The organism is Neorhizobium vignae, from assembly GCF_000732195.1.
GTDB classification, from domain to species: domain Bacteria; phylum Pseudomonadota; class Alphaproteobacteria; order Rhizobiales; family Rhizobiaceae; genus Neorhizobium; species Neorhizobium vignae.
Window position 1 is genome coordinate 685,149 of the sequence record NZ_JNNU01000002.1, and the last position, 25,664, is coordinate 710,812.

Below are 25,664 nucleotides of genomic sequence, written 5' to 3' on the forward strand. Positions count from 1 at the left end.
ACTCCCTCTTCTGCCTTCAGGGCAGATTGTCTTTCAGAAAAATGTCGATGCGGATGCGTTCCTGCGCTGCGAGCACCGGCAGTCCGTCGGCCTTGGCCTTCAGCACGCGGATGGCGCTGCGGACTTCGTGGCCCGCATCCTGGTTCAGCACCGCGTCGATGACCCCGTCGGCAAGTGCCGCACGGGTCGAGGCGGTCAGTTCGTGGGCGATGACGAGCGGCCGGCGGACAGCGCCCGCCTTCTGTAGCGCGCGGATGAGGCCGCGATTGCCGGCGCCGAGACTGTAGATGCCGGCGATGTCCGCATTGCGGCGCAGCGCCTCCGACACCATCGCCTCGGACAGCGCCGGATCGTCGCGGCCTTCGAGGACGGGCAGAATATGGACGTTCGGATAGGCGTGCGCGATGACGGTCGAAAACCCTTCGAGCCGCTCGCGATGGTCGCGCACCAGCATGGAACCGGCAAGCACCGCGACGGTCGCCCCCCGTTCGTCCATCAGGGGGCCGCTGAGGAACCGTCCCATCAGGCTGCCGGCGGTGCGGCCGGCCGCGATATTGTCGATGCCCGCATAATGATCGCGGGAGGAATCCGGCAGATCCGACACGAGCGTCACCATCGGGATTCCGGCCTCGCTGAGGCGGCGGGCAGCAGCGCGGACTTCCGGCGCGTCGATGGCGACGAAGGCGACCCCGGCCGGCTTTTCGGCGAGCACGGTTTCGAGGGCGGTAACCAGCGCGCCCGGATCGAAGGGCGGCACGTCGACAATGCGAATGTCGGTGCGCTCGGAACTGGAGCGGGCAACGGCGCCGCGCACTTCCTCGTGCAGGCCGATCATGAACGAGTTGTCGTTGGCCGGCAGGATGAAGACGAAGGAATAGGTGCGGCTTTTGGCAAGATTGGCGGCAGCGAGATCGCGCACATAACCGAGCGACGTGATCGCGTCTTCGACCTTGCCGCGGGTGACGGAGCGCACGCCCGGCCGGCCGTTGAGAACCCGGTCGACTGTCGCAAGGCTGACGCCCGCAATCTTCGCGATGTCGTGGACAGTGGGCTTCATGAATTCCTCCGCCGACCGTGTTAGCGGAAATCCTGAGGTACGTAAATCAAAATTTGAGGTACGTGTTTCACCGAAGCTCGAACACCCAAAGAAAAAGGCCGTCACTTGCGTGGCGGCCCCTTTCCCGGCGGTGGAATGCTGCAATCAATGCCCTCCGCCTCCGGCGCCCGCAGGGCGGGCCGGCTTGGCGATCAGGAAGACGAAGAAGATCAGGCTGCCGAACAGCCCCGTCAGGATGAAGAAGACATCCATGAAGGAAAGCAGCAATGCCTGCTGGGTGATGATTCCGGAGAGCTTCTGCAGCGCGACGGCGCTGCCGTCGAGGCCGAAGGAATTATAGTTGGCGCCGACGCTGTCGAGCCAGTTCATGGCAGCCGGATTGCCGTAGTTGACGTGTTCGGAAAGCCGGGCGTAGTGCTCGTCGGAACGTTGGGTCAGCGCGGTGTTGATGACGGCGAGGCCGACCGCACCGCCGAGGTTGCGGGTCAGATTGAAAAGGCCGGACGCGCCCTGGATGCGCTGCGGCGCAAGCGTCCCGAGCGCGATATTGCTGATCGGCACCATGCACATCATCATCCCGAACCCGCGCAGGATCTGTGGCAGAAGCAGCTCGTAGAAATCCCAGTCGGCCGTGATGCCGGTCATCAGGTATGTGCCCATGGCAAACGAGCCGAAACCGACGGCCATCAGGATGCGCAGATCGACACTGTTCGACAGCCGCCCGACGAGCGGCGCCGAGACGAACATGGCGATGCCGGAAACGAACATCGTCTCTCCGATCATCAGCGAGTCGTAGTGGCGGACGCGACCGAGATAGAGCGGGTAGAGATAGGTGAGCCCGTAGAGCCCGACGCCCATGATGAAGGAGAACAGAGAGCCGAAGGCGAAATTGGCGTTGCCGAAGGCCCTGAGATCGACGATGGGGAACTCGACCTTGAAGGCACGCCAGAAGAACACCACGGCGCCGATGACGATGAAAACGGTGCCGATGACGATCTTGTCGTCGCTGAACCAGTCCTTGTTGTTGCCCTCTTCCAGCACGTATTCCAGCGCGCCGAGGAAGACAGCCATGGAGGCGAGCCCCCACCAGTCGAACTTCTTCATCAGCTGCAGCTGTGGCTTGTCGAAGTCGATCAGCGTGAAGGTGACGACGGTGACGATGATGCCGGGGATGACGTTGACCAGAAACAGCCAATGCCAGGAGAAGGAATTGGAAAGGTAACCGCCGACGGTCGGGCCGATCGTCGGGGCAAGCGTCGCGACGAGGCCGATGATCGGCGACACGATGCTGCGCTTCGACGGCGGGAAGATGGTGAAGGCCGCCGCGAAAACCGAAGGGATCATGCCGCCGCCGATGAAGCCCTGGATGGCACGATAGACGATCATCTCGTCGATATTCGTGGCAGTGGCACAAAGGATGCTGGCCAGCGTGAAGCCCGCCGCGCACATGGAGAACAGGATGCGCGTCGACATGATGCGGGCAAGAGTGCCCGACAGCGGGATCATGATCACTTCGGCGATCAGGTAGGAGGTCTGCACCCAGGCGATTTCATCAGAGCCGGCGGAAAGGCCGGCCTGGATTTCCGCGAGCGATGCCGAGACGATCTGGATGTCGAGGATCGACATGAACATTCCGAAGACCATCGCGAAGAAGGCGATGAGCTTGCGTCTGTCCATCGGCTGGTCGGCCGGCATCGCCATAGGGGGCGTACCCGCCGTGGCCGTTGCTCCTGCCATGGCCGCTTCTCCTTGGTTCTCTTACTTGGCAGCGACGGCGCTGATCCCGGGCGCGGTGCGGGTGTCGACGTCGACGACGACGCTCAGGCCGGCGCGAAGGCGCTGGCGCTCGAGGTCTTCCTTGGGGATCGAGATGCGAACCGGAACGCGCTGCACGACCTTGGTGAAGTTGCCGGTCGCGTTTTCCGGCGGCAGCATCGAGAAGACGGCACCCGAAGCCGGCGCGATCGACACCACCGTGCCGGTGATGTTGTGATCCTCATAGGCATCCACATGCACGCGGACCTTGGAACCCGGCTGCAGGTTGCCGAGCTGTGTCTCCTTGAAATTCGCCTCGATATAGAGCTCGGTCAGCGGCACCAGCGACGCGAGCCGCTTGCCGGTCGAGACGAGGTCGCCCGTCTGGACCGAGAGGTTACCGATGACGCCGTCATAGGGCGCCTTCAGGATCGTGAAGTTCAAGTCGCGCTGAGCCTGGTCGCGGGCGAGTTCCTGGGTATGGATTGTATTGACCGCTTCGTCGCGCTGCGCATGCAGGAGGCCGATATTGGCCTGGGCCGACGCGACGGCCGCCTGGCCGGCGACGAGATTGGCACGGGCCTGTTCGAGCGCGATCTCGGCGGTGTCGAGAGAAGCTGCCGTGCCGACCGCGCTTTGCTGCAGACTGCTGGCCCGCTTCTGATTGATCTCTGCGCCGCGAACGGCCGCCTCGAGAGCGCCCTGCTGCGCCTGGGCCTGCTTGACCGAAGCTTCACCGCCGATGATCTGCGCATCGATGCGGGACACGGCAAGATTGGCCGACTCGATGGCGGCCTGCGCCTTGCGCAGCGCCAGCTGATAGTCGCCGTCGTCGAGCGTCACCAGCGGATCGCCTGCCTTGACGGCCTGGTTCTCGACGACGTTGACCTTGGCGACGTAACCGGAAACCTTCGGCGAAATCACCGCAATATCGCCTTCGACATACGCGTCGTCGGTGGAAACCAGGAACCGACCATCGATCCACCAGTTGTAACCATACCAGCCAGCGCCTCCGAGGAGGGCAAGCGCAATGACAGGCAACAGCAGACCGCGACGTTTCTTCTTTTCGGGCGCCTCGGCGACCGCGGGGGCCGCAATCGCCTCGGCAGCCGCAGGCTGTTCCGCAGCCGGGGAGCCTTTGCGGGCCTCGGCCTTGGGAAGGTCAGCATTTTCCGTCGTCACGGCGCGCAATGCGCCGGAATTCTGAGAGGACGTCATCTTCTATCTACCGTCTTGGGAGCGTCTTATTCCATCGAACCGATCGGTTCAGCGAGCTTGACATAGACCCATCGATGACACATATCAAGAGCAATCGAACCGCTCGGTTCGAAAAGGTTAAAAAAGGGCATCGAAATGGCCAGGCAGACAAGGAAACTGGAAAGATCCGATCCGGTTCCCGCAGGACGTTTCGCAGCGGGCGAGGACCCGGCGAAACGGGAACAGATTATCGACGGCGCGAAACGCGTCTTCATGAAGCTCGGCTTCGACGCCGCAAGCATGAACGACATCACCCGCGAAGCGGGCGTTTCGAAGGGGACGATCTACGTCTACTTCCAGAACAAGGAAGACCTCTTCGGCGCTATCATCGCACGTGAGCGCGAACGGATCACGCTGCGTATGCGCGACATTCTCGCCGGCAGTGAGGAAGTCGAGGACGGTCTCTACCGCTTCGGCATGGGGTTTGCGACGCATATCACCGCATCGCAGGTAATAGAGGCGATGCGCATCGTGATCGGCGTCGTCGATCGGATGCCGAGTGTCTGCCGGCACTTCTTCAACTCGCCGTCCCAAAACGTCCGCACGGTGCTCGATGACTTCATCAAGCGTCACGTCGCCCTCGGCAATCTCAAGGTGGAGGATACGGATCTCGCAGCCCGTCAATTCATCGACATGGCGAGCGGCACCTTCTTCAAGCTCCGCCTTTTCGGCGACCTCGACGACGTACCGCCGTTCAGCGAGATCGACCGCGTCGTGACGGGCGCGATCCGGGTCTTCATGGCAGCCTATGGCGTCCATGACAATTCCGTGACCGCAAAAACGAAAGAACACGCCTGATTTCAGGAGGTTGTAGCGCAACCTCCTCTTGTCTTCCGCGCATCAATCCTTAAATCGGTGAGGCAATTACGCCTTGCGATTGAAAGAAGGGAACATTGATGCAGGATATCGTCGTGCTGGTTCAGGATCCGGCCGCCTGGGTGGCACTTATCACCCTCGTCGTCATGGAAGTCGTGCTCGGCATCGACAACCTCATCTTCATCTCCATCCTCACCAACAAGCTGCCGCCCGAAAGCCGTGAGCGTGCCCGCAAGATCGGCATCGGCCTGGCACTCGTCATGCGCCTCGCCCTGCTCGGCACCGTCGCCTGGATCGTCCAGCTTACCAACCCGATCTTCGAGGCCTTCGGCCACGGCTTCTCGTGGAAGGATCTGATCCTGATCGCCGGCGGCCTTTTCCTAGTATGGAAGGCGACCAAGGAAATCCATCACTCCGTCGATGTCGACGACCACAAGGAAGACCTGGTCGGCGCCGGCAAGGAAGTGGTCCGGATGAGCTTTGCATCTGCGATCGGCCAGATCCTTCTGCTCGACCTCGTCTTCTCGGTCGACAGCATCATCACCGCCGTCGGCATGACGCCGCATCTGCCGATCATGGTGGTCGCCGTTGTCGCCGCCGTCACCGTCATGCTGATCGCCGCCACCCCGCTTGCAAACTTCATCGAGAAAAACCCGACCATCGTCATGCTGGCGCTCGCCTTCCTGCTGATGATCGGCGGCACCCTGATCGTCGAAGGTTTTGGCGTGCATGTGCCCAAGGGCTACATCTACGCCGCCATGGCCTTTTCTGCCGGCGTCGAAGTGCTCAACATGGTGTCGCGCAACGCCCGCAAGAAAAAGAAGGGCGGCGGAACGCTGCATTGATCTTCATGCATCAAGGGCGCCTCGCGGCGCCCTTTTCATTTGCTTGCTGCGTTCTCAGCAGGAGACCAGATTGATCTCCAGCTTCGATCCCGTGGCCTCGGCATAACGCCGAAGCGTTGACAGCGAGGGAGAAACTCCGCCACCTTCCAGCCTTGCAATGGCAGACTGGGTCGTGCCTAGTCTTTTGGCCAATTCAGCCTGAGACAGGTTCGCCTTGGTCCGGGCACGCACCAACTCCTCGATAAGCTGGAACTCGGCGTCGGCTTTCTCGTATTCCTCGCGGAATTCCGGATTGTTCATCAGCTTTTTTTTGAGGTCTGCGATCTTGGTCATGGCTTTACCTCTTTCATTCGCTGCCTTGCTATTTCGAGAGCTCGTGCTGGGGTTTTCTGCGACTTCTTGACGAAGACATGCAGGACAACGACTTTGCGCCCGGTCAGCGTAACGTAGATGCCTCGGGCGATACCTTCGGACGCTTTGGCGCGAAGCTCCCAAAGCTTGCCCTCAAGATGTTTGACATGCGGCTCCCGCAGATTGTCCAAGCCAACATTCTCGATGGCTTCCAAAAGACGGAGGAGACGCGCCTGAAGACCGGCAGGCAACGCCTCAATTTCATCATCGACGGCTTGATGGGTTTCAACCGTCCATATCATCTATGCTATATAGCCCATTTGAGATAACCCAACAAGTGAGGTCTCCATAGGGAAGAAACCGCCCTCAGTTCTTCGCCAGCTCCCGCTCGACCGCCTCGACCAGCCGGCTGTCCTGCGCGTCGACATCCGGCGCGAAGCGGGCCTTGATTTCTCCGTCGCGGCCAATCAGGAATTTTTCGAAGTTCCATACGATCTCGCCGTCCTCGACCTCCATGCCGAAGCCCCGCAGCTTTTCCTTCATCGGGCCGTCGCCGGTGGTCGGCACGCCCGAGGTGGTGAGCGTCTGGTAGAGCGGATGCTTGTCCTCGCCCTTGACGGAGATCTTCGAAAAGATCGGGAATTTGACGTCGTAGGTGAGCTGGCAGAATTCGACGATCTCGGCTTCCGTGCCGGGCTCCTGGCCCTTGAAATTGTTGGCCGGGAAGGCGGTGATCACGAAACCATCGCCGCGCTTGTCTTCGTAGAGTTTTTCGAGGCCTTCATACTGCTTGGTCAGGCCGCATTTCGACGCGACGTTAACGACCAGCATCACCTTGCCCTTGTATTCGGAAAGCGTGGTCTCGCGGCCGTCGGCCAGCTTTACCGGCACGTTCAAGACATCAGTCATCGACAAATCTCCATTCAAAACAAATTGGTCGCTTTGCCGCGATACCCTATCGAAGCGGTTCCCGTTGTCCAGTGGACAGGCCCCCGCCCACGGCGCGCCGGAACTTTGGCCCCATCGCCGCATTGACGGGCGGCGCGGCAGCGCCACGTTATCCTGCCGGCGGCGATCCTTCCGCCGGTCCTCTCGACATCAAGGGCGGCATGACCACTCAGCAGATCCTCGCGTTTTCCGTCATCGCCATCATGATGGCGGTCTTCATCTGGGACCGGTTTCGCTACGACCTGGTCGCCTGCTGCGCGCTGGTGCTGGCCGTCGCACTCGGCGTCGTACCGGTCGACAAGGCGTTCTCCGGCTTTTCGGACGATATCGTCATCATCGTTGGCAGCGCGCTGGTGGTCAGCGCCGGCGTGGCGCGGTCGGGCATCGTCGATATCGCCATCAAGAAGTTCTTCCCCAACCTCAACACGCTGAACACCCAGCTCGCCCTGCTGATGATCGTCGTGGCGGTGCTTTCCGCCTTCATCAAGAACATCGGTGCGCTGGCGATCATGATGCCGGTCGCTTTCCAGTTCGCCAGGAAATCCGGCGCCTCGCCGTCGAAATACCTGATGCCGATGGCGTTCGCGGCCCTGCTCGGCGGGTTGATGACCCAGATCGGCACCTCGCCCAATATCGTCGTGTCGCGGCTGCGCGAAGAGCTGACCGGCACGTCTTTCACCATGTTCGACTTCACGCCGATCGGCGCGATCCTCACCGTCGTCGGCATCACCTTCCTGCTCTTCTTTCACTGGCTGGTGCCAAGCCGCACTCGGGAGAACAGCTCGATCGAAGAGGCGGTGGAGATCACCAACTACACGTCCGAGGTCTCCGTGACGTCCGATTCCACGCTCCTCGAAAAATCGATCGGCGATCTCCTGAAACTCGGCGACGGCGAGGTGCTTGCAACCGCCGTGCTGCGCGGAACGGCCCGCATGTCACCCTTCCCGGATCTCGTTTTGCGCGAAGGTGATGCCGTTCTCCTCGAAGGCCCGTCGGTCGCGCTGGACAGGATCGTCTCCGGCGGCAAGCTGAAACTGTCCGGCAAGCCGCTGAGGGAAAACGGCCAGGCACAGGCGGACGTGATCTCGGTCGAGGCGATCATCACCCAGGAATCGCCGCTCAAGGGTCTGTCCGCCAAGGAACTGGCGCTCTCCTATACGCGCGGCATCAATCTTCTGGCGATCAGCCGGCGCGGCGAACGGCTGAAGCAGCGGCTGGGCGAGCTGACGCTGATGGCCGGCGACGTGCTGGTGCTGCAGGGCAGCCGCAAGAACCTGCCCGCGGTGCTTCAGGACTTTTCTCTGCTGCCACTGGCGCAGCGGGAAATCCTGCTCGGGACACAGCGGCGCGCTTTCATTCCGCTGGTCATCCTGGTGCTGGCCATGACCGCAACCGCCGTCGGCATCGCTCCGGTTCCGGTTGCCTTCTTCACGGCCGCTCTCGGCATGGTGGTCTTCCGGGCGATCCCGCTCAACGATTTCTATAAGTCGGTCGACGGGCCGATCCTCGTCATGCTGGCAGCGCTGATCCCCGTTTCGGATTCGCTGAGGACGACCGGTGGCAGCGAGCTGATCGCAGGCTGGCTCGGCCAGGTGGCCGCGACGCTTCCGGCCTGGGGGGCCCTGGGGCTGATCCTCGTCACGGCCATGGCGGTGACGCCGTTCCTCAACAATGCCGCGACGGTGCTCGTCATGGGCCCGATCGCCGCGAGCTTCGCCACCAGTCTCGGTTTTCGGCCGGAAGCCTTTCTGATGGCGGTAGCGATCGGCGCCGGCTGCGATTTCCTCACCCCGGTCGGCCACCAGTGCAACACGCTGGTCTTCGGCCCCGGCGGCTACAAGTTTTCCGACTATCCGCGGCTCGGCCTGCCGCTTTCTTTCCTGATCATCCTCGTCAGCGTGCCGGCGCTGCTCTATGTCTGGCCCGTAAGGTAGGGTTCAAGGCCAAAAACCTTGACGCTCGCGGCTGAATATGGCCTAAGCCTGCGCCAATCCGCATTTCAAAAACAGGCTTGGCGCCTTTCAGGCCGCCACAGATAGAGCATTCTTCATGATCGCCACGAAGCCCCGCGTCCGCATCGCCCCCTCGCCGACCGGCGAGCCGCATGTCGGCACCGCCTATATCGCGCTCTTCAACTACCTCTTCGCCAAGAAACATGGCGGCGAATTCATCTTGCGCATCGAGGATACCGATGCGACGCGTTCGACGCTGGAATTCGAGCAGAAGGTGCTGGACGCGCTGCGCTGGACGGGCCTGACCTGGGCAGAAGGCCCGGATGTCGGCGGCCCCTACGGTCCCTATCGCCAGTCCGATCGCAAGGACATGTACCAGCCCTACGCCCAGCAGCTGCTCGACAAGGGCCATGCCTTCCGCTGCTTCTGCACGCCCGAACGGCTTGAGCAGATGCGCGAAGGCCAGCGCGCCGCCGGCAAGCCGCCGAAATACGACGGTCTCTGCCTGAGCTATACGGCCGAGGAAGTAACATCCAGGATGGCGGCCGGCGAAGGCTCGGTCATCCGCATGAAGATCCCGACCGAAGGTTCCTGCGATTTCCACGACGGCGTGTACGGCGACGTGTCGATCCCGTGGGATTCGGTCGACATGCAGGTGCTGATCAAGGGCGACGGCATGCCGACCTATCACATGGCCAACGTCATCGACGACCATCTGATGAAGATCACCCACGTGGCGCGCGGCGAGGAATGGCTGGCCTCGGTGCCCAAGCACATCCTGCTCTACCGCTATTTCGAGTGGGAACAGCCGGTGTTCATGCACCTCTCCCTGATGAGGAATGCCGACAAGTCGAAACTATCGAAGCGCAAGAACCCGACCTCGATCTCCTATTATTCCGCGCTCGGCTACCTGCCGGAAGCGCTGATGAACTTCCTCGGCCTGTTCTTCATCCAAATCGCCGAAGGCGAAGAGATGCTGACCATGGACGAACTGATCGAAAAGTTCGATCCGGACAATCTCTCCAAGGCCGGCGCGATCTTCGACATCCAGAAGCTCGACTGGCTGAACGGCCGCTGGCTGCGCGAAAAGCTCTCGCCGGACGAATTCGTCGCGCGCGTGCTGGAATGGGCAATGGAGAACAGCCGCCTGACGGAAGGCCTGAAGCACTCGCAGAGCCGCATTTCCAAGCTCGGCGAACTACCGAACCTCGCCGGCTTCCTGCTGTCGAGCGATGTCGGCCTGACGCCGGCCTCGTTCGCGGGCCTGAAGACCAGCCCGGCCGAGACGCTGGAAATCCTCACCACCGTCCAGACGGATCTCGAAAAGATCCTCGAATGGAATGTCGAGACGATCGACGCGGAACTGCGCGCCGTCGCCGACAAGCTCGGCAAGAAGCTGCGTGTCGTCACCCCGCCGCTCTTCGTCGCCATGTCGGGTTCGTCCCGCTCGTTGCCGCTGTTCGATAGCATGGCGCTGCTCGGCCGCTCGGTTGTGCGCCAGAGGCTGAAGATTGCAGCAGCCGTGGTGGCCTCGATGGTGGGCGACGGAAAGTAAGGTATACGCTGCACTCCTGTGGCTGTTGATGGGCGCTTCCCCCGCCGTCATCCTCGGGTTCGACCCGAGGATCCATGCCAAGCCCGAAAGGGTGGATGCAGGGAGGCGCACCGCCAGAAAGAATGGATCCTCGGGTCGAGCCCGAGGATGACGAATGTGGGACTGTGCGGAGATCAAGCCGAGCCGCTAAACCTGCAAAACCAACAAACCTGCCCGAAGAAGGCGAAATACGATGACCGAGAACACGACCGAAACCGCCCTCTCCTCCGACGCCACCCAGGTGCGCGCCCAGAAACTCGCTTTGCTTCGCGAAAAGATCGGCGACGTCTATCCGGCGCATTTCCACCGCACCATGACCAATGCGGAACTGGCCGAGAAATACAAGAACCTGGAAGCCGACGTCGAGACGCAGGACATCGTCACCGTCGCCGGCCGGGTCTATTCCTCGCGCAATTCCGGCATGTTCATGGATATCCATGATGCGTCGGGCAAGGTTCAGATCTTCTCCCACAAGGACACCACGCCGCAGGAAGCGCGCGACCTGCTGCCGATGATCGACATCGGCGACATTATCGGCGTCACCGGCGTCGTGCGCCGCACCAAGCGCGGCGAGCTGACCATCAACGCCCAGAACATCACCATGCTCACCAAGTCGCTTCTGCCCATGCCGGAGAAGTGGCACGGCCTGTCGGACGTCGAGCTGCGTTACCGCAAGCGCCATCTCGATATCATGACCAACGAGGAGTCGAAGCTCCGCTTCCAGCAGCGCAGCCGCATCGTCTCGGGCATCCGCCGCTTCATGGAAAACGACGGCTTCATGGAAGTCGAAACGCCGATGTTGCACTCGGTCTATGGCGGCGCCACCGCCGAGCCGTTCAAGACGCATCACAACACGCTGAAGCTCGACATGTACCTGCGCATTGCGCCGGAACTGTTCCTGAAGCGCACGCTGGTCTCCGGCCTCACCGACAAGGTGTTCGAGATCAACCGCAATTTCCGCAACGAAGGCGTCTCCACAAGGCACAATCCCGAATTCACGATGATGGAGTGCTACTGGGCCTACGCCGATTACGAGGACATCATGGACCTCGTCGAGCGCCTGTTCTCGACGCTCGCCATGACCATCCACGGCACGACGGAAGTGAAGTTCGGCGACAAGGAACTCTCCTTCAAGGGTCCGTTCAAGCGCGTGCCCATGCCCGACGCCGTCAAGGAAGCAACCGGCATCGACTTCCTTGCCATGAAGACCGACGAGGAAGCCCGCACCGCCGCCAAGGCTGCCGGTTTCGCGGTCGAGAAGGACTGGACCTGGGGCGAATGCCTCGCCTTCATCTTCGAGGAAAAGGTCGAGGGCACCCTGATCCAGCCAAGCCACGTTACCCACTTCCCGAAGGACATCTCGCCCTTCGCCAAGGAAGTCCCGGGCGAACCGCGCCTCGTCGAACGCTTCGAGACCTATTGCAACGCCTGGGAACTGGGTAACGCCTTCTCCGAGCTCAACGACCCGGAAGAGCAGCGCAAGCGCATGGTCGAGCAGCTCGAACAGGCCCATGCCCGCGGCGAAAAGGACAAGCAGCTCGACGAGGAATTTCTGGACGCCATCGACCAGGGCATGCCGCCCGCCGGCGGCCTCGGCATCGGCGTCGACCGGCTGGTCATGCTGCTGACGGACTCACCGTCTATCCGCGACGTGATCCTGTTTCCGGCACGGCGCGCCAAGGCGGACTGATCGCGATCTCACGGACGAACCACAACCACGGTCGTCATCCTCGGGCTTGACCCGAGGGTCCATAGGGCCGGGCATCTGCGGATGCTGGATCCTCGGGTCGAGCCCGAGGATGACGACGGAGAGCTCGGTTACTCCCCTCTCAATGCACGACCTTCTCGGCCGCGTCCTTCGCATCCGACGCCGACGCCGCCTGGGCGGGTTTCGCGGGTGCGGCCGGAGCCGGTTGGCCCCTGAGCTTTGCAAGCCATTCGGCGCCGGCGGCGTCCGCGTCCGTGGCGCTGGCGGCCTTGGCCGGAGCCGCCTCGGCATGCGTCGCTTCCGGCGGCTTGGCATCGGAACGAACCGCATCGCCATCGGTCTGCTTCGACCAGCGCTTGCCGCCTTCAGCAGACGTGCGAGGCGCAGGCGCGGGCTCGGATGCCTTGGCCTCAGCTTGGGATGCCTTCGGCGCCTCCTGCTCGCCGCTGCCGGAGAACAGACCGGTTATCGAGGCAAGGAAACCGCCCGCCTCCTTTTTCGGTTCGGCGGCTGCGACCTGGGCAGGCGCGGCCGGCTTCTGGTTGCCTTGACCCTGATTGGCGGCGGCCTTGTTCTGTGCTGCCGGTGCCGGATGCGTGTCGGCGGCCGGGGCAGCATGGGTGGCGGCAGCCGGGACAGCGGCATGGGTTTCAGCCGCAGCATTGCCGGCAGGCGCATGGGCGGCCTCGGCTGGCGCTTCTGTCTTGGAGCCGAAGATCATGCCTGTAATGGAGTTCAAGAAACCGCCGCTTTCCTTGGCGGCGACTTCGTCGCCGTGACCTTCGGCGGGCGCGCCGTGGGCGTCGGCAGGGGTCCCGTGGGCATCGGCTGCAGGCGCCCCGTGGCCGCTCGGCGCGCCGTGGCCGTCAGCCTTCTTCGGTTTTTCGCCGTGGCCGGCGGGCGCACCATGTTCGCCGCCCGGCGTGGTGACGGCCGGATCGACGCAATCGGCGTGATCGGTCAGCCGGGCGGTAAGCGCCTCGACATCCTCGAGCGGCAGGTCGATTCGCATGCCGTAATATTCGCCGTTCGAATTGGCGGTGCCGTCGAGGTAGTATGCCGAATAAGGCTGGGCATCGGTGCCTTCGGGCGCCTTTTTGGGATCCGGGATATAGACGACCTGAGCGCCGATTGCGCGGCCGCGCATCTGGGCACGATCACGGGGGCCGGCCTTGTCGATCATCGCCACCTGGACCAGATCCGCCTTCTCCTTTTCCTGGACCGCCTTGGCGACGCGCAGGGCCGTGCGGATGCGCGCCAGGCCATCACCGGTTCCATCGCTCACCACATATTTGCGGACCCAGTAGCGCTGGTCCCGCTTGATCTTGACCGTTTCGAGGGCGGTACATTCCAGCCCGTTGATCTCCAGATAGGAGGGGCCGAGGATCTTGTCCGTGCCGATGAGCACCGCAGCCGCACCGCTGCCGCCGCCGAGCACGACGATGCTGCCCATGAGGATGAAGACGAGCTTCTTGGAAAACCGGAACTTCAGACCCTTCACTTGCCGAGCTCCGGCATGGTCAACTCCATATCTACGCAAAACAAAAGGATGGAATAGTGCCGGGATAGTCGCCTATTCTTGTTGAGGAAGCTTTAAGCCGAGGGATTCTTTTCGACCCGAGAAGATCTTTCTTGCTATCGGCCTGCTCCATTCCGAAACGGTCCGGCTTTTGACGTGTCCCTCTTGCGCAAATCGAACCGCGGGTATATACCCGCTCCATGCCGAACGACACCTGCCACTGCATTCTGCTGCGCAAGGCCTCCCGAAAGGTCTCGTCTTACTACGACGAGGCCCTGGCGCCGCTCGGCGTCAACATCGGGCAGTTCAGCCTGCTGCGCAACATCAACCGGCTGGCGCCGATCTCGCTGACCGATCTCGCCGTCCAGGTGGAACTGGACCGGTCGACGGTCGGCCGCAATGCCAAGGTGCTGGAGCGCATGGGCCTGGTGGCGATCGGCCATGGCGAGGACCAGCGGGAAGCGATGCTGACCATCGCGCCGAAGGGGGCGGCGATCCTGAAGCAGGGCGCGCCCCTTTGGGACAGCGTCCAGGACGATATCGAGGCCCGGCTCGGGGCCGAGAAAACCAGGCAACTGCAGGAACTGCTTGCAGCCCTCTGATTTTTAACCGGAAGCGGGTATATACCCGATTTTATCAGCTGCCAGTGCGGCAACGACCAGGAAAGGGACAGACCATGATCTCCAATCGCGCCGCCCGATGGATGGCAGCCAGAAACCTGCACTATGGATGGGTGGTCGCGATCACCACATTCCTGACGATGCTCGCGACCGCCGGCGCCATGGGTTCGGCCGGCGTGATGATCCAGCCGCTGCATCAGGAGTTCGGCTGGGATATCGCCGACATCTCCTCGGCGATGGCCGTGCGCCTCGTGCTTTTCGGGCTGCTCGGACCGTTCGCCGCCGCCTTCATGAACCATTTTGGCGTCCGCCAGGTGGTCACCTTCGCCCTGGCTCTGATCATGGGCGGCATTGTCCTGTCGTTGTTCATGACGCAGGTCTGGCAGCTCGTGGCGCTCTGGGGCGTGGTGATCGGCGTCGGCACCGGCATGACGGCGCTGGTCCTCGGCGCAACGGTCGCGACCCGCTGGTTTTCCAAGAGCCGCGGCCTTGTGGTCGGCCTCATGACCGCCAGCAACGCCACGGGCCAGCTCGTCTTCCTGCCGTTGCTCGCCGCCATGACGGAGGCCTATGGCTGGCGTACCGCACTCACCTTTACGGTCGCCATCATCTCCGCCGCGATGCTGCTGGTGCTGCTCTTGATGCGCGACTATCCGTCCGATGTCGGCCTGCCGGCCTATGGCGAGACCGCAGTGACGCCGGCGCCCAAGCAGGACCACAAGTTCTGGGCGACGCTCTATTCGCCGATCGGCGCGCTGCGTCACGCCTCGACCAGCGGCACGTTCTGGGTTCTGTTCGGCACCTTTTTCGTCTGCGGCCTCTCCACCAACGGCCTGATCCAGACCCACTGGATCTCGATCTGCGGCGATCTCGGCATGGCTGCGGTCACCGCCGCCAGCACGCTTGCGGTGATCGGCATCTTCGACTTCTTCGGCACCATCTTCGCCGGCTGGCTGTCGGACCGCTATGACAATCGCTGGCTGCTGTTCTGGTTCTACGGCCTGCGCGGCCTGTCGCTGGTCTATCTGTCCTTCTCGGGCTTCAGCTTCGTCGAACTGTCGGTCTTCGCGATCTTCTATGGCCTCGACTGGGTGGCGACCGTGCCGCCGACCGTAAAGCTCGCCGCTGCCGAATTCGGCCGCGAACGGGCCGGACTGATCTTCGGCTGGGTGTTTGCCGGCCATCAGATCGGTGCGGCCACCGCTGCCTTCGGCGCCGGGTTCCTGAAGAGCGACTTCAACACCTATATGCCGGCCCTGCAGATCGCCGGCGTGATGTGCATGATCGCCGCGGTCTCGGTCCTGCTGCTGCGCAAGCCGGGCGCTGCCAAGCTGGTGCCGCAGCCGGCCTGATGACGCCACACCTCTCCGGCGGTCGGCATCGGCCGCCGGAGATTACCTGCCGTTGCAAAACTGCAAACTCGCCGGATATGATATTTGGTGCGCAAAGCGAGCCGCGTCGCCGCGGGAGGCACCATGTCATCGATCACTTCGGGCAACGCCGTTCAATATGTCGACAGCAGCAAGCTCGCGGCCCGCGGACGCCTCAACAGGGAATACACGATCGCCGAGACCGGCTGGTTCCCCTGGGTGGCGCGGCAACTGCCCCTGAAACCGGGTGCCCGGGTCCTGGATGTCGGCTGCGGCCCGGCCTGGTTCTGGGCCTCCGTGATCAAGGATGTACCCGAAAATCTCGACCTGACGCTCGCCGATCAGTCTGCCGGAATGGTGGAGGAAGCCGTTGCGCGCTGCACGCCCCTGCCCTTCGGATCGGTCGTCGGCCATCAGGCGGAAGCTGCCGCCCTGCCCTTCGGAGCCGATAGCTTCGATGTCGTCATTGCCATGCACATGCTCTACCACCTGCCCGATCCGGCAGCCGGGATCGCGGAAATGTTCCGGGTGCTGAAGCCAGGCGGTTTTCTTGCCGTCACCACCAATGGCATGGGCAACATGCGCGGCATCTACGAACTCACCGCCGTGTTCGGCAGCGAGCCGTTCGATCCGAGCGCAGCCGCCTTCGGATACGACAGGGCCGAAGAGCTGATGCGCGCGAGGTTCGGCAATGTCGCCTTTGCGCAGCACCCCGCAAGAATGCGGATCACGGAGCCGGAGGACGTGTTTCTTGCCCTGACGTCCTACCCGCCCGGCGACAGCGCGGACGAGGCTCAATTGAACGCGTTCCGGCAAGCAATCGCCGCCGCATTCGAGCGCGGCCACGGTGTGCTCGCGGCGGAGAAGGAAACCGGCCTGTTCGTCAGCAAAAAAGCCGGACTGAATCCGGCGCGAGCCTGAGCCTTCGCAATACAAAAAGGCCCGTCGCGAGACGGGCCTTTCTTCATGCCGGCGGTGGAAGCTGGTATCAGGCAGCCGCGAGGGTCAGTTCCTTTTTGACCATCTGGCGCAGCGACGCGAGGTCCTTGGCGAAGGCGCGAATGCCTTCCGACAACTTTTCGGTCGCCATGGCGTCCTCGTTCAGCATCCAGCGGAAGGACTTCTCGTCGAGCGACTGCAACGGCTCCGCATGGAATGTTTCCGGCACGAGCTTGCGCTCCAGCTTGCCGGTGTCCTTGTCGAGCTCGTCGAGCAGAGCCGGGCTGATCGTCAGTCGGTCGCAGCCGGCCAGCGCTTCGATTTCACCGGCATTGCGGAACGAGGCCCCCATGACAATCGTCTTGATCCCGTTCGCCTTGTAGTAATTGTAGATGGCGCGCACGGAGACAACGCCCGGATCGGTCTCGGCCGTATAGTCCTGGCCGGTCGACTTCTTGTACCAGTCGAGAATGCGGCCGACGAAGGGCGAGATCAGGAACACCTTGGCTTCCGCGCAGGCGATTGCCTGGGCCTGGGAGAACAGAAGCGTCAGGTTGCAATCGATGCCTTCCTTCTGCAGCACTTCCGCGGCGCGGATGCCTTCCCAGGTGGAGGCGAGCTTGATCAGGATGCGGTCGCGTTCGATGCCGCGCTCCTTGTAGGAGGCGATGATCTGGCGGGCCTTGGCGATCGACGCTTCGGTGTCGAAGGAAAGGTCGGCATCGACTTCGGTCGAAACGCGGCCTGGGACCAGCTCGGACAAGGCGGCACCGACGGTGATCGCCAGGCGGTCGGCCACGGCGGACACGACGGCGTCCGGAGTGCCGGACTGCTTGCGGCCCCAGGCGATCGCTTCCTTGACCTTGTCGGCGAAGATGGGCGTGCCGAGCGCCTTCAGGACGATGGTCGGGTTGGTGGTGCAATCCACGGGCTTCAGGCGGGCGACCGCCTCGATGTCGCCGGTATCGGCAACGACCGTGGTCATGGAACGAAGCTGCTCTAGTTTAGACGTCATCCGAATATTCCTCGATATATGGAGAACTAAACGCCTGTTGCGCGATTTGGCTCCTTCGGCGCGTTGGCAGAACTATCCTCCGCCCACGGTTAAAAAGTCAAGACATTTGTTCTTCGGAATTGACATATGTGTCAGTTGGAACAAGTATCGTCTCGCTTGTCCCTCATCGTCCCGGAGGCCCGTTGGCTAGGCTCAGACGCGAGACCCATACCGCCTATTCCGAAGCCGCTTCCATGCGGCTGCGCGCGGCATGGCTTTATTATAACCAGGGATTGACGCAAAAAGATGTCGCCGAACGGCTGGGGTTGAGCCGCTCGACGGTGATCCGCCTGCTCGACGAGGCGATGAAGCGCTCCGAAGTGCAGATCTGGATCAGCGAAGGCATCGACACCTGCGTCGAACTGGCGATCCGGCTGGAAAAGGCCTACGGGCTCGACGAGGCCGTGGTCGTGCCGGCGCCGCGCGACAACAGCGCCACGGCGCTTGCAAGCTCGGTCGGGCTGGCGCTCGGGCAGTTCCTCTCGGAAGTGGTGCAGGACGACATGACGATCGGGGTCGGCTGGGGCCGCACCATGACCGCCTCGCTCGGCAGCTTTCGCCCGCCGCGGCGTGACAATTGCAAGGTCGTGTCGCTGCTCGGCGGCATCGTCGCGGTGCACCAGACCAATCCGATCGACTACACCTGGCGCTTCGCCGGGCAGCTCGGCGCCGAATGCTACATGTTCCTGGCGCCGCTCCTGGTCGATTCGGTCAAGACCAAACGCGCGCTGATCGAGCAATGCGGGCTCGACACGATCTACGATCTCGCCGAAAACCTGGACCTCGCGGTGGTGAGCTGCGGCGATATCGGCCCTCACTCGACGTCGCTGTCGGAAGGCTTCATCTCCAAGGCGGAGCTCGACCGGCTGATCGCGGCCGGCTGCGTCTGCGACACGATGTTCAACTTTCTCGACGAGCAAGGCCGCTCCGTGGATCACAAGCTGAACGAGCGGGTGATGTCGGTGGATCTCGATACGCTGAAAAAGGCCCGGCACATCGTGCTGTCGTCGGGCGGCGCGCACCGGGCGGTGGCGATCCGCGCCACGATCCGCAGGATCGGGTGCCATACGCTGATCACCGACGAGACTGCGGCCAGGGAGTTGTTGCGGCTGAACGAACCCTCCGAGACCGCACAAGGGACAGCCTGACCACCGGCTGCGCGTGAACGGAAGGGCAATCAGGCGGCGGTCAGGAACTCTACTCCGAGGGAATTGATCCGCCGCCAGCGGACTTCGCATTCGAAATGTCGGCCATCTGACAAGGCGAGGCCGAAGCTTTCCGGCACGGACAAGGCATTCTCGATCTTGATCAACGCGCCGCCGGCCGAAATTTCCTTCACGATGCAGTCGAAGGTCGAATGATCGCCATTGAAGATGATCTTGGCGCCTAGAAAGCTTTTCGATCTCTGGTGTCTGCGCTCATGCACCTGACGGCGTCCTTCGACAATTATTTCAGGCGTCGCTTATAGGCTTCCATGGGCAATCCCGCAATCCTCGGAGGCCGCCCATGGCTTTTCAGGCAACGTGGTATCTACCGGCTTGCGGCCGGCAACGGAACCTGACCGCCGAACTCACGCCTTCGGCTCCTTACGCATTTCCTGCTTCCCAGCCCAGGATCGCCCGCTTGCGCGTCAGCCCCCAGTGATAGCCGGTGAGTGCCCCGCTCTTGCCGAGCGCCCTGTGGCAGGGCACCACGAACGAGATCGGGTTTGCTCCGACCGCCGCACCCACTGCGCGGCTCGCCGTCGGCTGGCCGATGTCGTTTGCGACGTCGGAATAGGTGACGGCCTTGCCAAACGGGATCTTCAACAGGCTCTGCCAGACGCGCACCTGGAAGTCGGTGCCAATAAGCACGACCTTCAGCGGCCGGTTGCAGGACCAGTTCGCACGGTCGAAGACGCGGTCGACATAAGGCGCCGTCATCTCCTGGTCGGGAACGTATTCGGCGTTCGGCCAGCGGCGCATCATGTCGTCGAGCGCCGCCTGTTCATGGCCGAGATCCGCAAAGGCGAGGCCCGAAAGGCCGCGATCCGTCGCCATGACCAGTGCCTCGCCGAAGGGCGACGGGTGAAAGCCGTAGCGGATCGTAAGCCCACCGCCGCGCGCCTTCCATTCGCCGGGCGACATCGCCTCATGGGTGACGAACAGGTCGTGAAGGCGGCCTGGACCGGAGAGGCCGAGCTCATAGGAGGCTTCGAGCAGCGGCAGTTCCTCCTTGCCGAGCAGGCGTTTGGCATGATCGAGGGTCACGGCCTGAAGGAAAGCCTTGGGCGACAGCCCGGCCCACCGGGTAAACACTTTCTGGAGCTGGGTCGGTGACTGGCCGAGTTCGGAAGCGATCGCCTCGAGCGACGGCTGGTCGCGATAATCGAGCGTGATCATCTCGATGACGCGGCGGACAGTTTCGTAGTCGGAACCCTCGGGCGTCACGTCGATGGGCGGCGAATCGATCTGGGCGAGAGCGTTCATCATCTGTCTCCTCTGCAGCGCCACGCACCCGCCAACCTGGACCTTGGGCGCGCAAGAACCGCTGTGCAACTGGTATGCTGCTTAGATGCGCCTTCGGCTTGACCGAAACCACCCGTTTCTTGCCCTATGGCAGGTTTTCCATCCCGCCTAAACCCGCTGCCTGACGGTTGCCAGGGCTCCTCTGAAGGCCTTGGCGAAACTTTCCCGGTCGTCCGGATTGAGGAAGGAGCCGATATCGGTGCCGCGCCCCTCGCCCGTCACATACATGGAGGTGATGCCGAACTCGTCGTGGCGGCGAACGTTGAAGCGCGCCCAGAACGGATTGAAGCGATGCTCCACGACACGTCCCGCCGGCGAGAATTTCCGGATCGAAAGGTTGCTGCGCGAGACAGTCACTTCCTCGCGCGCGCGGCCAGAGCGGTAGCTCATCTTCAGCGCGATATAGAGGCCGAGGAAATCGAGCCCGAAGAAGAAGCCGATCGGATAGGCGCCGGTGATCAGGAAGAAGCCGCCATAGAGAAGGCAGATGCCGCCCGTCAGCACCAGCACGACACGAAAACCCGTCTTGCCGAGCGAACGATAGGGCGTCAGTTCGGCTGCGAAAACAGGCTGATCCTCGGAAACGTCCACGTTGATTTCCCTCCTGCGGGATGCCTATACAGACATATGGCGACTCCAAAGATCAAATCCAAAACCAGCACCCAGCAAAAGTCAAATCACGCGCCCGAGCGACAAGGGGCAGTCAAGGCCGCACCCAAGGCTAAACGTTTCAAATCCGCCTATTCGAAAGCGGAGATGGAGGAGATCTTTCGGCGCTTCTCGGTGCAGCGGCCGGAGCCGAAGGGCGAGCTGGAGCACGTGAACCCATTCACGCTGGTCGTCGCGGTGGCCTTGTCCGCCCAGGCGACCGATGCTGGCGTCAACAAGGCGACGAGGGCGCTCTTCAAGATCGCCGATACGCCGGAAAAGATGCTTGATCTCGGCGAAGAGGGCGTCACCCAGTATATCAAGACGATCGGGCTTTACCGCAACAAGGCGAAGAACGTCATCGCCCTCTGTCGCATGCTGATCGACGAATTCGGCTCCGAAGTCCCAAAGACGCGCGAAGAACTGATCCGCCTGCCGGGTGTCGGCCGCAAGACGGCGAATGTGGTGATGTCGATGGCCTTCGGGGTGCCCACGCTGGCGGTCGACACACATGTTTTCCGCATCGCCAACCGGCTCTTGATGGCGCCGGGGACGACGCCCGACGAGGTGGAGGAAAACCTCCTGAAGGTGATCCCAGACCAGTATCTCTTCCACGCCCACCACTGGCTGATCCTGCACGGCCGTTATTGCTGCAAGGCGCGAAAACCGGAATGCGAGCGCTGCGTGATCGCCGATCTCTGTCGCTCGCCGGAAAAGACCGTCGACGTGCCGGCGCCGCTTGTGGAATTGCCGCAGCAGCTAATCGGCGAGGCCGTCGAGTAAGACCGCGATCGCGGCCTCGTAATCCGCGCGATTGCCGCCGCAATCGATGGCGATCGCCGCCCGCTCGAAGGCAGCCGAGATCAGCACCGTCAGCGGATCGAGAAGCGAAAGCGCCTTGGAACCGGCCAGCAGGTGGGAAAGCCCCACCTTGAGACCCGCCTCGGCCGGATCCTCCCCCTCTCCGGAATCGATCGCCGTTTGGGCCGGCGCCTCCCGCAACAATAACCGCGTTCGCCCTGGCACAGTCATCGCGTCGAAATAGGCGGAAGCACCCTGCAGGAGGGCTTCCCGTGCCGAGGAGGCCTCTGCCGAACGCGCCTCGATATCCGCGGCGACCTCATTCGCCTCGCGTTCGATCACCGCCCAGAACAAAGCCCGTTTGTCGGTGAAATGATGGTAGAGGGCACCGCGCGTGACCTTGGCCGCCGCGACGATCTCAGGCGTTGCGGTATCCGCATAACCCTTCTCGACGAAAAGCGTCCGCGCAGCATCCAGCAGCGCCGTCCGCGTGCCATCGGTCCGTTCTCGATTGCTGCGCGCCATTTCCCTACCTTCCCATTTACATACAAACAGAATGTATCTATAAACATACAGACAGAATGTATCAGGAAGCACGGAGAAGCGAAAGCCATGAAAACGAACAGCTATTATCCCGTCATCATGACCGACGACGTTGCCGGCACGGCGGCCTTCTACAAGGAGCATTTCGGCTTCGAGGCACTGTTTTCCGCCGACTGGTACGTGCACCTGCAGTCCAGGGAGAACGGGCACGTGACGCCCGCCATCCTCGACGGCAGCCACGAGACGATCCCGGAAAGCGGGCGCGGAAAGGTTTCCGGGCTGCTGCTGAACTTCGAGGTGGAGGATGTCGATACGGTCTACGCGCGCCTGACGGCGGCCGGTCTGCCGATCCGCCGCGACATCCGCGACGAGGATTTCGGCCAACGGCATTTCATCACCGCCGACCCGAACGGCGTATTGATCGACATCATCACCCCGATCCCGCCGAGCGCAGAATTCGCCGCCCTATACGACGCTTCTTCCCTACCCGCCTAGAGCTTGAAGCCGGGGTCCCGCTTCGAGACCGCCTTGTGGAGATGCACCATCAGGCCCGCGGCAAACAGCGGGGTCAGCAGGTTGACGATCGGGATCGCCAGGAAAAACGCGATCAGAAGGCCGGCAAGGAACACGGTGGAGGAATGTTTCGAGCGGAAGGCGCGTGCTTCCGCGGGCGTGCGAAACCGCATCGCCGCAAACTCGAAGAACTCCCGGCCGAGCAGATAGCCGGTCACCATGAAGAAGGCGATCAGGTTGATGCCGGGGATGAACAGCAGGAAAAGGGCCACGATATTGCCGACAATGACGACGCCCAGAAACTGGATCGAGCCGATGATCGCCTGGGCGAGCGGCATCGCCTTGCCGGGCGCATCGTTCGGATAATCGCGCTTCTCGACGACTTCGGCGACATCGTCGAGGAACAGGCCGGCGATCAGCGCCGTGATCGGCGCGATCAGCAGAGCGAGCGCCAGCGCCAGCCCGATCCCGGCAGCAATCGCCGCAAACAGGGTCAACCAACCCGCCCAATCCGGCAGGTCCGGGAAAAAGGCTGCAAACCACGGCCAGGCATAAAGGATGAAGACTTCGCGGAGCGCGAACCAGAGACCGACCAGCACGAGGGCGGTTAGACCTAGCGTCTTCCAGAACACGGAACGGGTTTCGGGTGCGAAAAGGTTGGCGAGCGAAAGGCGTGCGGCGTCGAGGATCATCGGCGTCTCCAGGTTGGCGGGAGAGATGTAGGTGGGAGGGAGCGGCGGAGCAAGGAGGGGCAGCAAGCGAGGCGACAGTATCCCTGCCCCCTGTGAGAGCTGCCGCTATAACACCGCAAACATGCCCGACCGGATTGGCGTGGGCGGTGGGAGGACACGATGCCGGCCCGGCAGGCGCCGGTTAATTTTCGGCCGGCAGCCGAATACAACTTTAATTGTATATTAATACAACTTTAAACATCTCCACCCCGCCGGAAACTCTCCGGTTGGCTTCCGGTTCAACCGCGTGCACGCTGCAATCCAGCGGCTGACGAACCGCTCAATTTTGCCTTCGGCTGACATATTTTTTGGATTTGTTCGGAATGATCTCTTTTGTCGTCCGGCTCAGAAGCCGTGCACATTTCATTGTTGAGAGCAATGTCGTCGGGAAAAATGCGACCTTCCTGGGTGCACGCGCAAGCCGCAGAAAGGAGGCTAGGCAAAGGCTCGGAATCCTGATCGCGGGCTTCCTTGCGGTCTATTTCATCGTCGGCGCGCGCCTCGTCCAATACGGCCTCGCCGAGCCGGCCGCGACGGGAGCAATTTCCAGCAATCCCGTCGCCTCCAGGCCGGACATCGTCGATCGCAACGGAGCGTTGTTGGCCACCGACCTCAACATGACCTCGCTCTACGCCGACCCGCGCAGGATCGTCGATGCGGACGAAGTCGTCGAGAAGCTTGCCTTCGTCATCCCCAACCTCGACTGGAGCGAAACTCACAAGAAGCTGCGATCGCATACCGCATTCCAGTGGCTGAAGCGGCAACTCACCCCGAAACAGCAGGCGGATATCCTGGCGCTCGGCATTCCCGGCATCGGCTTTAGACCGGAGAAACGTCGGTTCTATCCAGGCGGCGTGACCGCCTCTCACATCGTCGGCCATGTGAATGTCGACAACCAGGGCCTGGCCGGAATGGAGCGATATCTGGATCAGCAGGGTCTTGGCGATCTTCGCCTGGCCGGACTGACCGGGGGCGCCCCGCTCGAACCCGTCAGGCTGTCCATCGATCTCCGCGTCCAGAATATCGTCCGCCAGGTCGTCGCCAACGCGATGACCGCCTACAAGGCCGAGGCTGCGGGCGCGGTGGTTCTCGATGTCGATACCGGCGAGGTTCTGGCGATGGCCTCGGTGCCCGACTACGACCCGAACGAACCGTCCCGGATGCTGCCTGACGGCAGTGTCGATAAGGACTACGAAAAGGGCTGGTTCAACCGGATAAGCAACGCCACGTTCGAGATGGGCTCGACGTTCAAGAGCTTCACTCTGGCGATGGGGCTGGACGAAGGCAAGATCACCCTGAATTCCGTCGTCGACGCGTCCCGGCCCATCCGCATGGGCGGCTTCACCATCAAGGATTTCCGCGGAAAGAACCGGCCGCTGACGATCTCCGAAGTCTTCCAGTATTCATCGAACATCGGCACCGCGGCGGTCGCGGACAAGGTCGGCATCGAGGGCCACCAGCAGTTCCTCACGAAGCTCGGGCTTCTCTCCAGGATGGACACCGAGATGCCGGGCGTGGCGACGCCAACCCAGCCGAAAACCTGGAAGAAGATCAACTCGGTCACGATCTCGTTCGGCCACGGGGTCGCGACCACCCCGCTGCAGACCGCGGTTGCCGCCGCCGCCCTGATCAATGGCGGCACACTTGTTCCTCCCACGTTTCTTCCCCGCTCCCGAGAAGAGGCCGAACAGGTTTCCCGCCCGGTGATCAAGCAGGACACCAGCGCCGACATGCGCTACCTGTTCACCTGGAACGGCGTGAAGGGCTCGGGACGCGGCGCGCAGGTCGAAGGTTTCCACGTCGGCGGCAAGACCGGCACGGCCGACAAGGTGATCAACGGACGTTATGCCAAGGACATCAATTTCAATGCCTTCGTCGCAGCCTTCCCGATGGACAGGCCGAAATACATCGTGCTTTCGATAATCGATGCTCCGCAGACAGGGGAACACGGTGGGCGGACGGCCGCATCCACCGCCGCCCCGATGATCAAGGAGATCATCGGTCGATCAGCGCCTTTACTCGGCGTACAACCCCGTTTCGGATCTTCGGGCGCGCCAAACCTGCTGGTGAACTATTAGGCTGCGGTGTCTCGGCGATTGCGGTGACCGCAAATGCACGGAAGCGCCCCGTCTTGCC

General features: G+C 62.4%; 25 protein-coding genes. 12 read left to right on the forward strand and 13 right to left on the reverse strand.

Annotation, left to right across the window (positions count from 1 at the left end; all coding sequences use genetic code 11):
- Positions 1–16: 16 nt before the first annotated feature.
- The 3 genes from GQ59_RS03480 to GQ59_RS03490 form a co-directional block, all read right to left on the reverse strand.
- Positions 17–1,057: a LacI family DNA-binding transcriptional regulator gene (locus GQ59_RS03480; protein ID WP_037077388.1), complete on the reverse strand. Its 1,041-nt coding sequence runs from the start codon at positions 1,055–1,057 to the stop codon at positions 17–19.
- A gap of 144 nt (positions 1,058–1,201) precedes the next feature.
- Complete coding sequence (locus GQ59_RS03485; RefSeq protein ID WP_037077390.1) at positions 1,202–2,794, reverse strand: DHA2 family efflux MFS transporter permease subunit; 1,593 nt, start codon at positions 2,792–2,794, stop codon at positions 1,202–1,204.
- Between the two features lie 21 nt (positions 2,795–2,815).
- Positions 2,816–4,030, reverse strand: coding sequence for an HlyD family secretion protein (locus GQ59_RS03490; RefSeq protein ID WP_037077392.1), 1,215 nt, complete (start codon positions 4,028–4,030; stop codon positions 2,816–2,818).
- Between the two features lie 135 nt (positions 4,031–4,165).
- Here GQ59_RS03490 and GQ59_RS03495 point away from each other — a divergent pair, with 135 nt between their 5' ends.
- Both GQ59_RS03495 and GQ59_RS03500 read left to right on the forward strand, forming a co-directional pair.
- Positions 4,166–4,867 carry a TetR/AcrR family transcriptional regulator gene (locus GQ59_RS03495; protein WP_051903753.1) on the forward strand — a complete coding sequence of 234 codons (702 nt, stop codon included), beginning with the start codon at positions 4,166–4,168 and terminating at the stop codon, positions 4,865–4,867.
- Between the two features lie 98 nt (positions 4,868–4,965).
- Entirely contained in the window at positions 4,966–5,730 is a 765-nt protein-coding gene (locus GQ59_RS03500; protein WP_037077394.1) for a TerC family protein, read from the forward strand.
- Positions 5,731–5,784: 54 nt separating this feature from the next.
- Here the strand turns inward: GQ59_RS03500 and GQ59_RS03505 are convergent, their stop codons facing one another.
- The 3 genes from GQ59_RS03505 to GQ59_RS03515 all read right to left on the reverse strand — a co-directional run bounded on the left by GQ59_RS03505 (position 5,785) and on the right by GQ59_RS03515 (position 6,990).
- Positions 5,785–6,063, reverse strand: coding sequence for a helix-turn-helix domain-containing protein (locus tag GQ59_RS03505; protein ID WP_037077398.1), 279 nt, complete (start codon positions 6,061–6,063; stop codon positions 5,785–5,787).
- Entirely contained in the window at positions 6,060–6,383 is a 324-nt protein-coding gene (locus GQ59_RS30900) for a type II toxin-antitoxin system RelE/ParE family toxin (protein ID WP_084682958.1), read from the reverse strand. The genes GQ59_RS03505 and GQ59_RS30900 overlap by 4 nt, the downstream gene beginning before the upstream one ends.
- Positions 6,384–6,447: 64 nt before the next feature.
- Positions 6,448–6,990 carry a glutathione peroxidase gene (locus tag GQ59_RS03515; protein WP_037077404.1) on the reverse strand — a complete coding sequence of 181 codons (543 nt, stop codon included), beginning with the start codon at positions 6,988–6,990 and terminating at the stop codon, positions 6,448–6,450.
- A 200-nt stretch (positions 6,991–7,190) separates the two neighbouring features.
- Here GQ59_RS03515 and GQ59_RS03520 point away from each other — a divergent pair, with 200 nt between their 5' ends.
- The 3 genes from GQ59_RS03520 (at position 7,191) to lysS (ending at position 12,265) form a co-directional block, all read left to right on the forward strand.
- Positions 7,191–8,963 (forward strand): SLC13 family permease, encoded by a 1,773-nt coding sequence (locus tag GQ59_RS03520; protein ID WP_037078160.1) that lies wholly within the window; start codon positions 7,191–7,193, stop codon positions 8,961–8,963.
- A 115-nt stretch (positions 8,964–9,078) separates the two neighbouring features.
- Positions 9,079–10,536, forward strand: coding sequence for a glutamate--tRNA ligase (gene gltX / locus GQ59_RS03525; protein WP_037077407.1), 1,458 nt, complete (start codon positions 9,079–9,081; stop codon positions 10,534–10,536).
- Between the two features lie 232 nt (positions 10,537–10,768).
- Positions 10,769–12,265 carry a lysine--tRNA ligase gene (gene lysS, locus GQ59_RS03530; RefSeq protein ID WP_037077409.1) on the forward strand — a complete coding sequence of 499 codons (1,497 nt, stop codon included), beginning with the start codon at positions 10,769–10,771 and terminating at the stop codon, positions 12,263–12,265.
- A gap of 139 nt (positions 12,266–12,404) precedes the next feature.
- Here lysS and GQ59_RS31735 read toward each other — a convergent pair whose 3' ends face one another.
- Positions 12,405–13,784 carry a hypothetical protein gene (locus tag GQ59_RS31735; RefSeq protein WP_051903754.1) on the reverse strand — a complete coding sequence of 460 codons (1,380 nt, stop codon included), beginning with the start codon at positions 13,782–13,784 and terminating at the stop codon, positions 12,405–12,407.
- Between the two features lie 218 nt (positions 13,785–14,002).
- Between GQ59_RS31735 and GQ59_RS03540 the strand changes: the two genes are divergently transcribed.
- The 3 genes from GQ59_RS03540 to GQ59_RS03550 all read left to right on the forward strand — a co-directional run bounded on the left by GQ59_RS03540 (position 14,003) and on the right by GQ59_RS03550 (position 16,713).
- Positions 14,003–14,404 carry a MarR family winged helix-turn-helix transcriptional regulator gene (locus GQ59_RS03540; protein WP_007767562.1) on the forward strand — a complete coding sequence of 134 codons (402 nt, stop codon included), beginning with the start codon at positions 14,003–14,005 and terminating at the stop codon, positions 14,402–14,404.
- A 74-nt stretch (positions 14,405–14,478) separates the two neighbouring features.
- Positions 14,479–15,774, forward strand: coding sequence for an MFS transporter (locus GQ59_RS03545; protein ID WP_037077413.1), 1,296 nt, complete (start codon positions 14,479–14,481; stop codon positions 15,772–15,774).
- A 123-nt stretch (positions 15,775–15,897) separates the two neighbouring features.
- A complete protein-coding gene (locus tag GQ59_RS03550; protein ID WP_037078164.1) occupies positions 15,898–16,713 on the forward strand; it encodes a class I SAM-dependent methyltransferase in 816 nt (271 codons plus the stop codon).
- Positions 16,714–16,780: 67 nt separating this feature from the next.
- On the opposite strand, the gene tal is transcribed toward GQ59_RS03550, so the two are convergent.
- On the reverse strand, positions 16,781–17,746 hold the full coding sequence (tal, locus tag GQ59_RS03555; protein ID WP_037077414.1) for a transaldolase: 966 nt from the start codon (positions 17,744–17,746) through the stop codon (positions 16,781–16,783).
- Between the two features lie 233 nt (positions 17,747–17,979).
- Between tal and GQ59_RS03560 the strand changes: the two genes are divergently transcribed.
- Complete coding sequence (locus GQ59_RS03560) at positions 17,980–18,933, forward strand: sugar-binding transcriptional regulator (protein ID WP_432762565.1); 954 nt, start codon at positions 17,980–17,982, stop codon at positions 18,931–18,933.
- Positions 18,934–18,962: 29 nt separating this feature from the next.
- Here GQ59_RS03560 and GQ59_RS03565 read toward each other — a convergent pair whose 3' ends face one another.
- The 3 genes from GQ59_RS03565 to GQ59_RS03575 form a co-directional block, all read right to left on the reverse strand.
- Entirely contained in the window at positions 18,963–19,211 is a 249-nt protein-coding gene (locus tag GQ59_RS03565; RefSeq protein WP_037077420.1) for a PilZ domain-containing protein, read from the reverse strand.
- A gap of 160 nt (positions 19,212–19,371) precedes the next feature.
- A complete protein-coding gene (locus tag GQ59_RS03570; RefSeq protein WP_037077423.1) occupies positions 19,372–20,253 on the reverse strand; it encodes a methylated-DNA--[protein]-cysteine S-methyltransferase in 882 nt (293 codons plus the stop codon).
- A gap of 147 nt (positions 20,254–20,400) precedes the next feature.
- Positions 20,401–20,883 (reverse strand): DUF2244 domain-containing protein, encoded by a 483-nt coding sequence (locus GQ59_RS03575; RefSeq protein WP_037077426.1) that lies wholly within the window; start codon positions 20,881–20,883, stop codon positions 20,401–20,403.
- 36 nt (positions 20,884–20,919) lie between these two features.
- Here GQ59_RS03575 and nth point away from each other — a divergent pair, with 36 nt between their 5' ends.
- Positions 20,920–21,723 carry an endonuclease III gene (gene nth / locus GQ59_RS03580; RefSeq protein WP_037077429.1) on the forward strand — a complete coding sequence of 268 codons (804 nt, stop codon included), beginning with the start codon at positions 20,920–20,922 and terminating at the stop codon, positions 21,721–21,723.
- Here nth and GQ59_RS03585 read toward each other — a convergent pair.
- A complete protein-coding gene (locus GQ59_RS03585; RefSeq protein WP_037077432.1) occupies positions 21,700–22,266 on the reverse strand; it encodes a TetR/AcrR family transcriptional regulator in 567 nt (188 codons plus the stop codon). The genes nth and GQ59_RS03585 overlap by 24 nt on opposite strands.
- Before the next feature lie 87 nt (positions 22,267–22,353).
- Between GQ59_RS03585 and GQ59_RS03590 the strand changes: the two genes are divergently transcribed.
- Positions 22,354–22,779, forward strand: a complete 426-nt coding sequence (locus GQ59_RS03590; RefSeq protein WP_037077435.1) for a VOC family protein — start codon at positions 22,354–22,356, stop codon at positions 22,777–22,779.
- Here GQ59_RS03590 and GQ59_RS03595 read toward each other — a convergent pair.
- Entirely contained in the window at positions 22,776–23,489 is a 714-nt protein-coding gene (locus GQ59_RS03595; RefSeq protein ID WP_037077438.1) for a sulfate transporter family protein, read from the reverse strand. The genes GQ59_RS03590 and GQ59_RS03595 overlap by 4 nt on opposite strands.
- A gap of 362 nt (positions 23,490–23,851) precedes the next feature.
- Here GQ59_RS03595 and GQ59_RS03600 point away from each other — a divergent pair, with 362 nt between their 5' ends.
- On the forward strand, positions 23,852–25,606 hold the full coding sequence (locus tag GQ59_RS03600) for a peptidoglycan D,D-transpeptidase FtsI family protein (protein ID WP_037077441.1): 1,755 nt from the start codon (positions 23,852–23,854) through the stop codon (positions 25,604–25,606).
- Positions 25,607–25,664 lie beyond the last annotated feature (58 nt).

Coding starts and splice junctions, on each gene's coding strand:
- GQ59_RS03480 (WP_037077388.1), bottom strand. CDS start 1,057: ATGAAGCCCACTGTCCACGACATCGCGAAGATTGCGGGCGTCAGCCTT.
- GQ59_RS03485 (WP_037077390.1), bottom strand. CDS start 2,794: ATGGCAGGAGCAACGGCCACGGCGGGTACGCCCCCTATGGCGATGCCG.
- GQ59_RS03490 (WP_037077392.1), bottom strand. CDS start 4,030: ATGACGTCCTCTCAGAATTCCGGCGCATTGCGCGCCGTGACGACGGAA.
- GQ59_RS03495 (WP_051903753.1), top strand. CDS start 4,166: ATGGCCAGGCAGACAAGGAAACTGGAAAGATCCGATCCGGTTCCCGCA.
- GQ59_RS03500 (WP_037077394.1), top strand. CDS start 4,966: ATGCAGGATATCGTCGTGCTGGTTCAGGATCCGGCCGCCTGGGTGGCA.
- GQ59_RS03505 (WP_037077398.1), bottom strand. CDS start 6,063: ATGACCAAGATCGCAGACCTCAAAAAAAAGCTGATGAACAATCCGGAA.
- GQ59_RS30900 (WP_084682958.1), bottom strand. CDS start 6,383: ATGATATGGACGGTTGAAACCCATCAAGCCGTCGATGATGAAATTGAG.
- GQ59_RS03515 (WP_037077404.1), bottom strand. CDS start 6,990: ATGACTGATGTCTTGAACGTGCCGGTAAAGCTGGCCGACGGCCGCGAG.
- GQ59_RS03520 (WP_037078160.1), top strand. CDS start 7,191: ATGACCACTCAGCAGATCCTCGCGTTTTCCGTCATCGCCATCATGATG.
- gltX (WP_037077407.1), top strand. CDS start 9,079: ATGATCGCCACGAAGCCCCGCGTCCGCATCGCCCCCTCGCCGACCGGC.
- lysS (WP_037077409.1), top strand. CDS start 10,769: ATGACCGAGAACACGACCGAAACCGCCCTCTCCTCCGACGCCACCCAG.
- GQ59_RS03540 (WP_007767562.1), top strand. CDS start 14,003: ATGCCGAACGACACCTGCCACTGCATTCTGCTGCGCAAGGCCTCCCGA.
- GQ59_RS03545 (WP_037077413.1), top strand. CDS start 14,479: ATGATCTCCAATCGCGCCGCCCGATGGATGGCAGCCAGAAACCTGCAC.
- GQ59_RS03550 (WP_037078164.1), top strand. CDS start 15,898: ATGTCATCGATCACTTCGGGCAACGCCGTTCAATATGTCGACAGCAGC.
- tal (WP_037077414.1), bottom strand. CDS start 17,746: ATGACGTCTAAACTAGAGCAGCTTCGTTCCATGACCACGGTCGTTGCC.
- GQ59_RS03560 (WP_432762565.1), top strand. CDS start 17,980: ATGCGGCTGCGCGCGGCATGGCTTTATTATAACCAGGGATTGACGCAA.
- GQ59_RS03570 (WP_037077423.1), bottom strand. CDS start 20,253: ATGAACGCTCTCGCCCAGATCGATTCGCCGCCCATCGACGTGACGCCC.
- nth (WP_037077429.1), top strand. CDS start 20,920: ATGGCGACTCCAAAGATCAAATCCAAAACCAGCACCCAGCAAAAGTCA.
- GQ59_RS03585 (WP_037077432.1), bottom strand. CDS start 22,266: ATGGCGCGCAGCAATCGAGAACGGACCGATGGCACGCGGACGGCGCTG.
- GQ59_RS03590 (WP_037077435.1), top strand. CDS start 22,354: ATGAAAACGAACAGCTATTATCCCGTCATCATGACCGACGACGTTGCC.
- GQ59_RS03595 (WP_037077438.1), bottom strand. CDS start 23,489: ATGATCCTCGACGCCGCACGCCTTTCGCTCGCCAACCTTTTCGCACCC.
- GQ59_RS03600 (WP_037077441.1), top strand. CDS start 23,852: ATGATCTCTTTTGTCGTCCGGCTCAGAAGCCGTGCACATTTCATTGTT.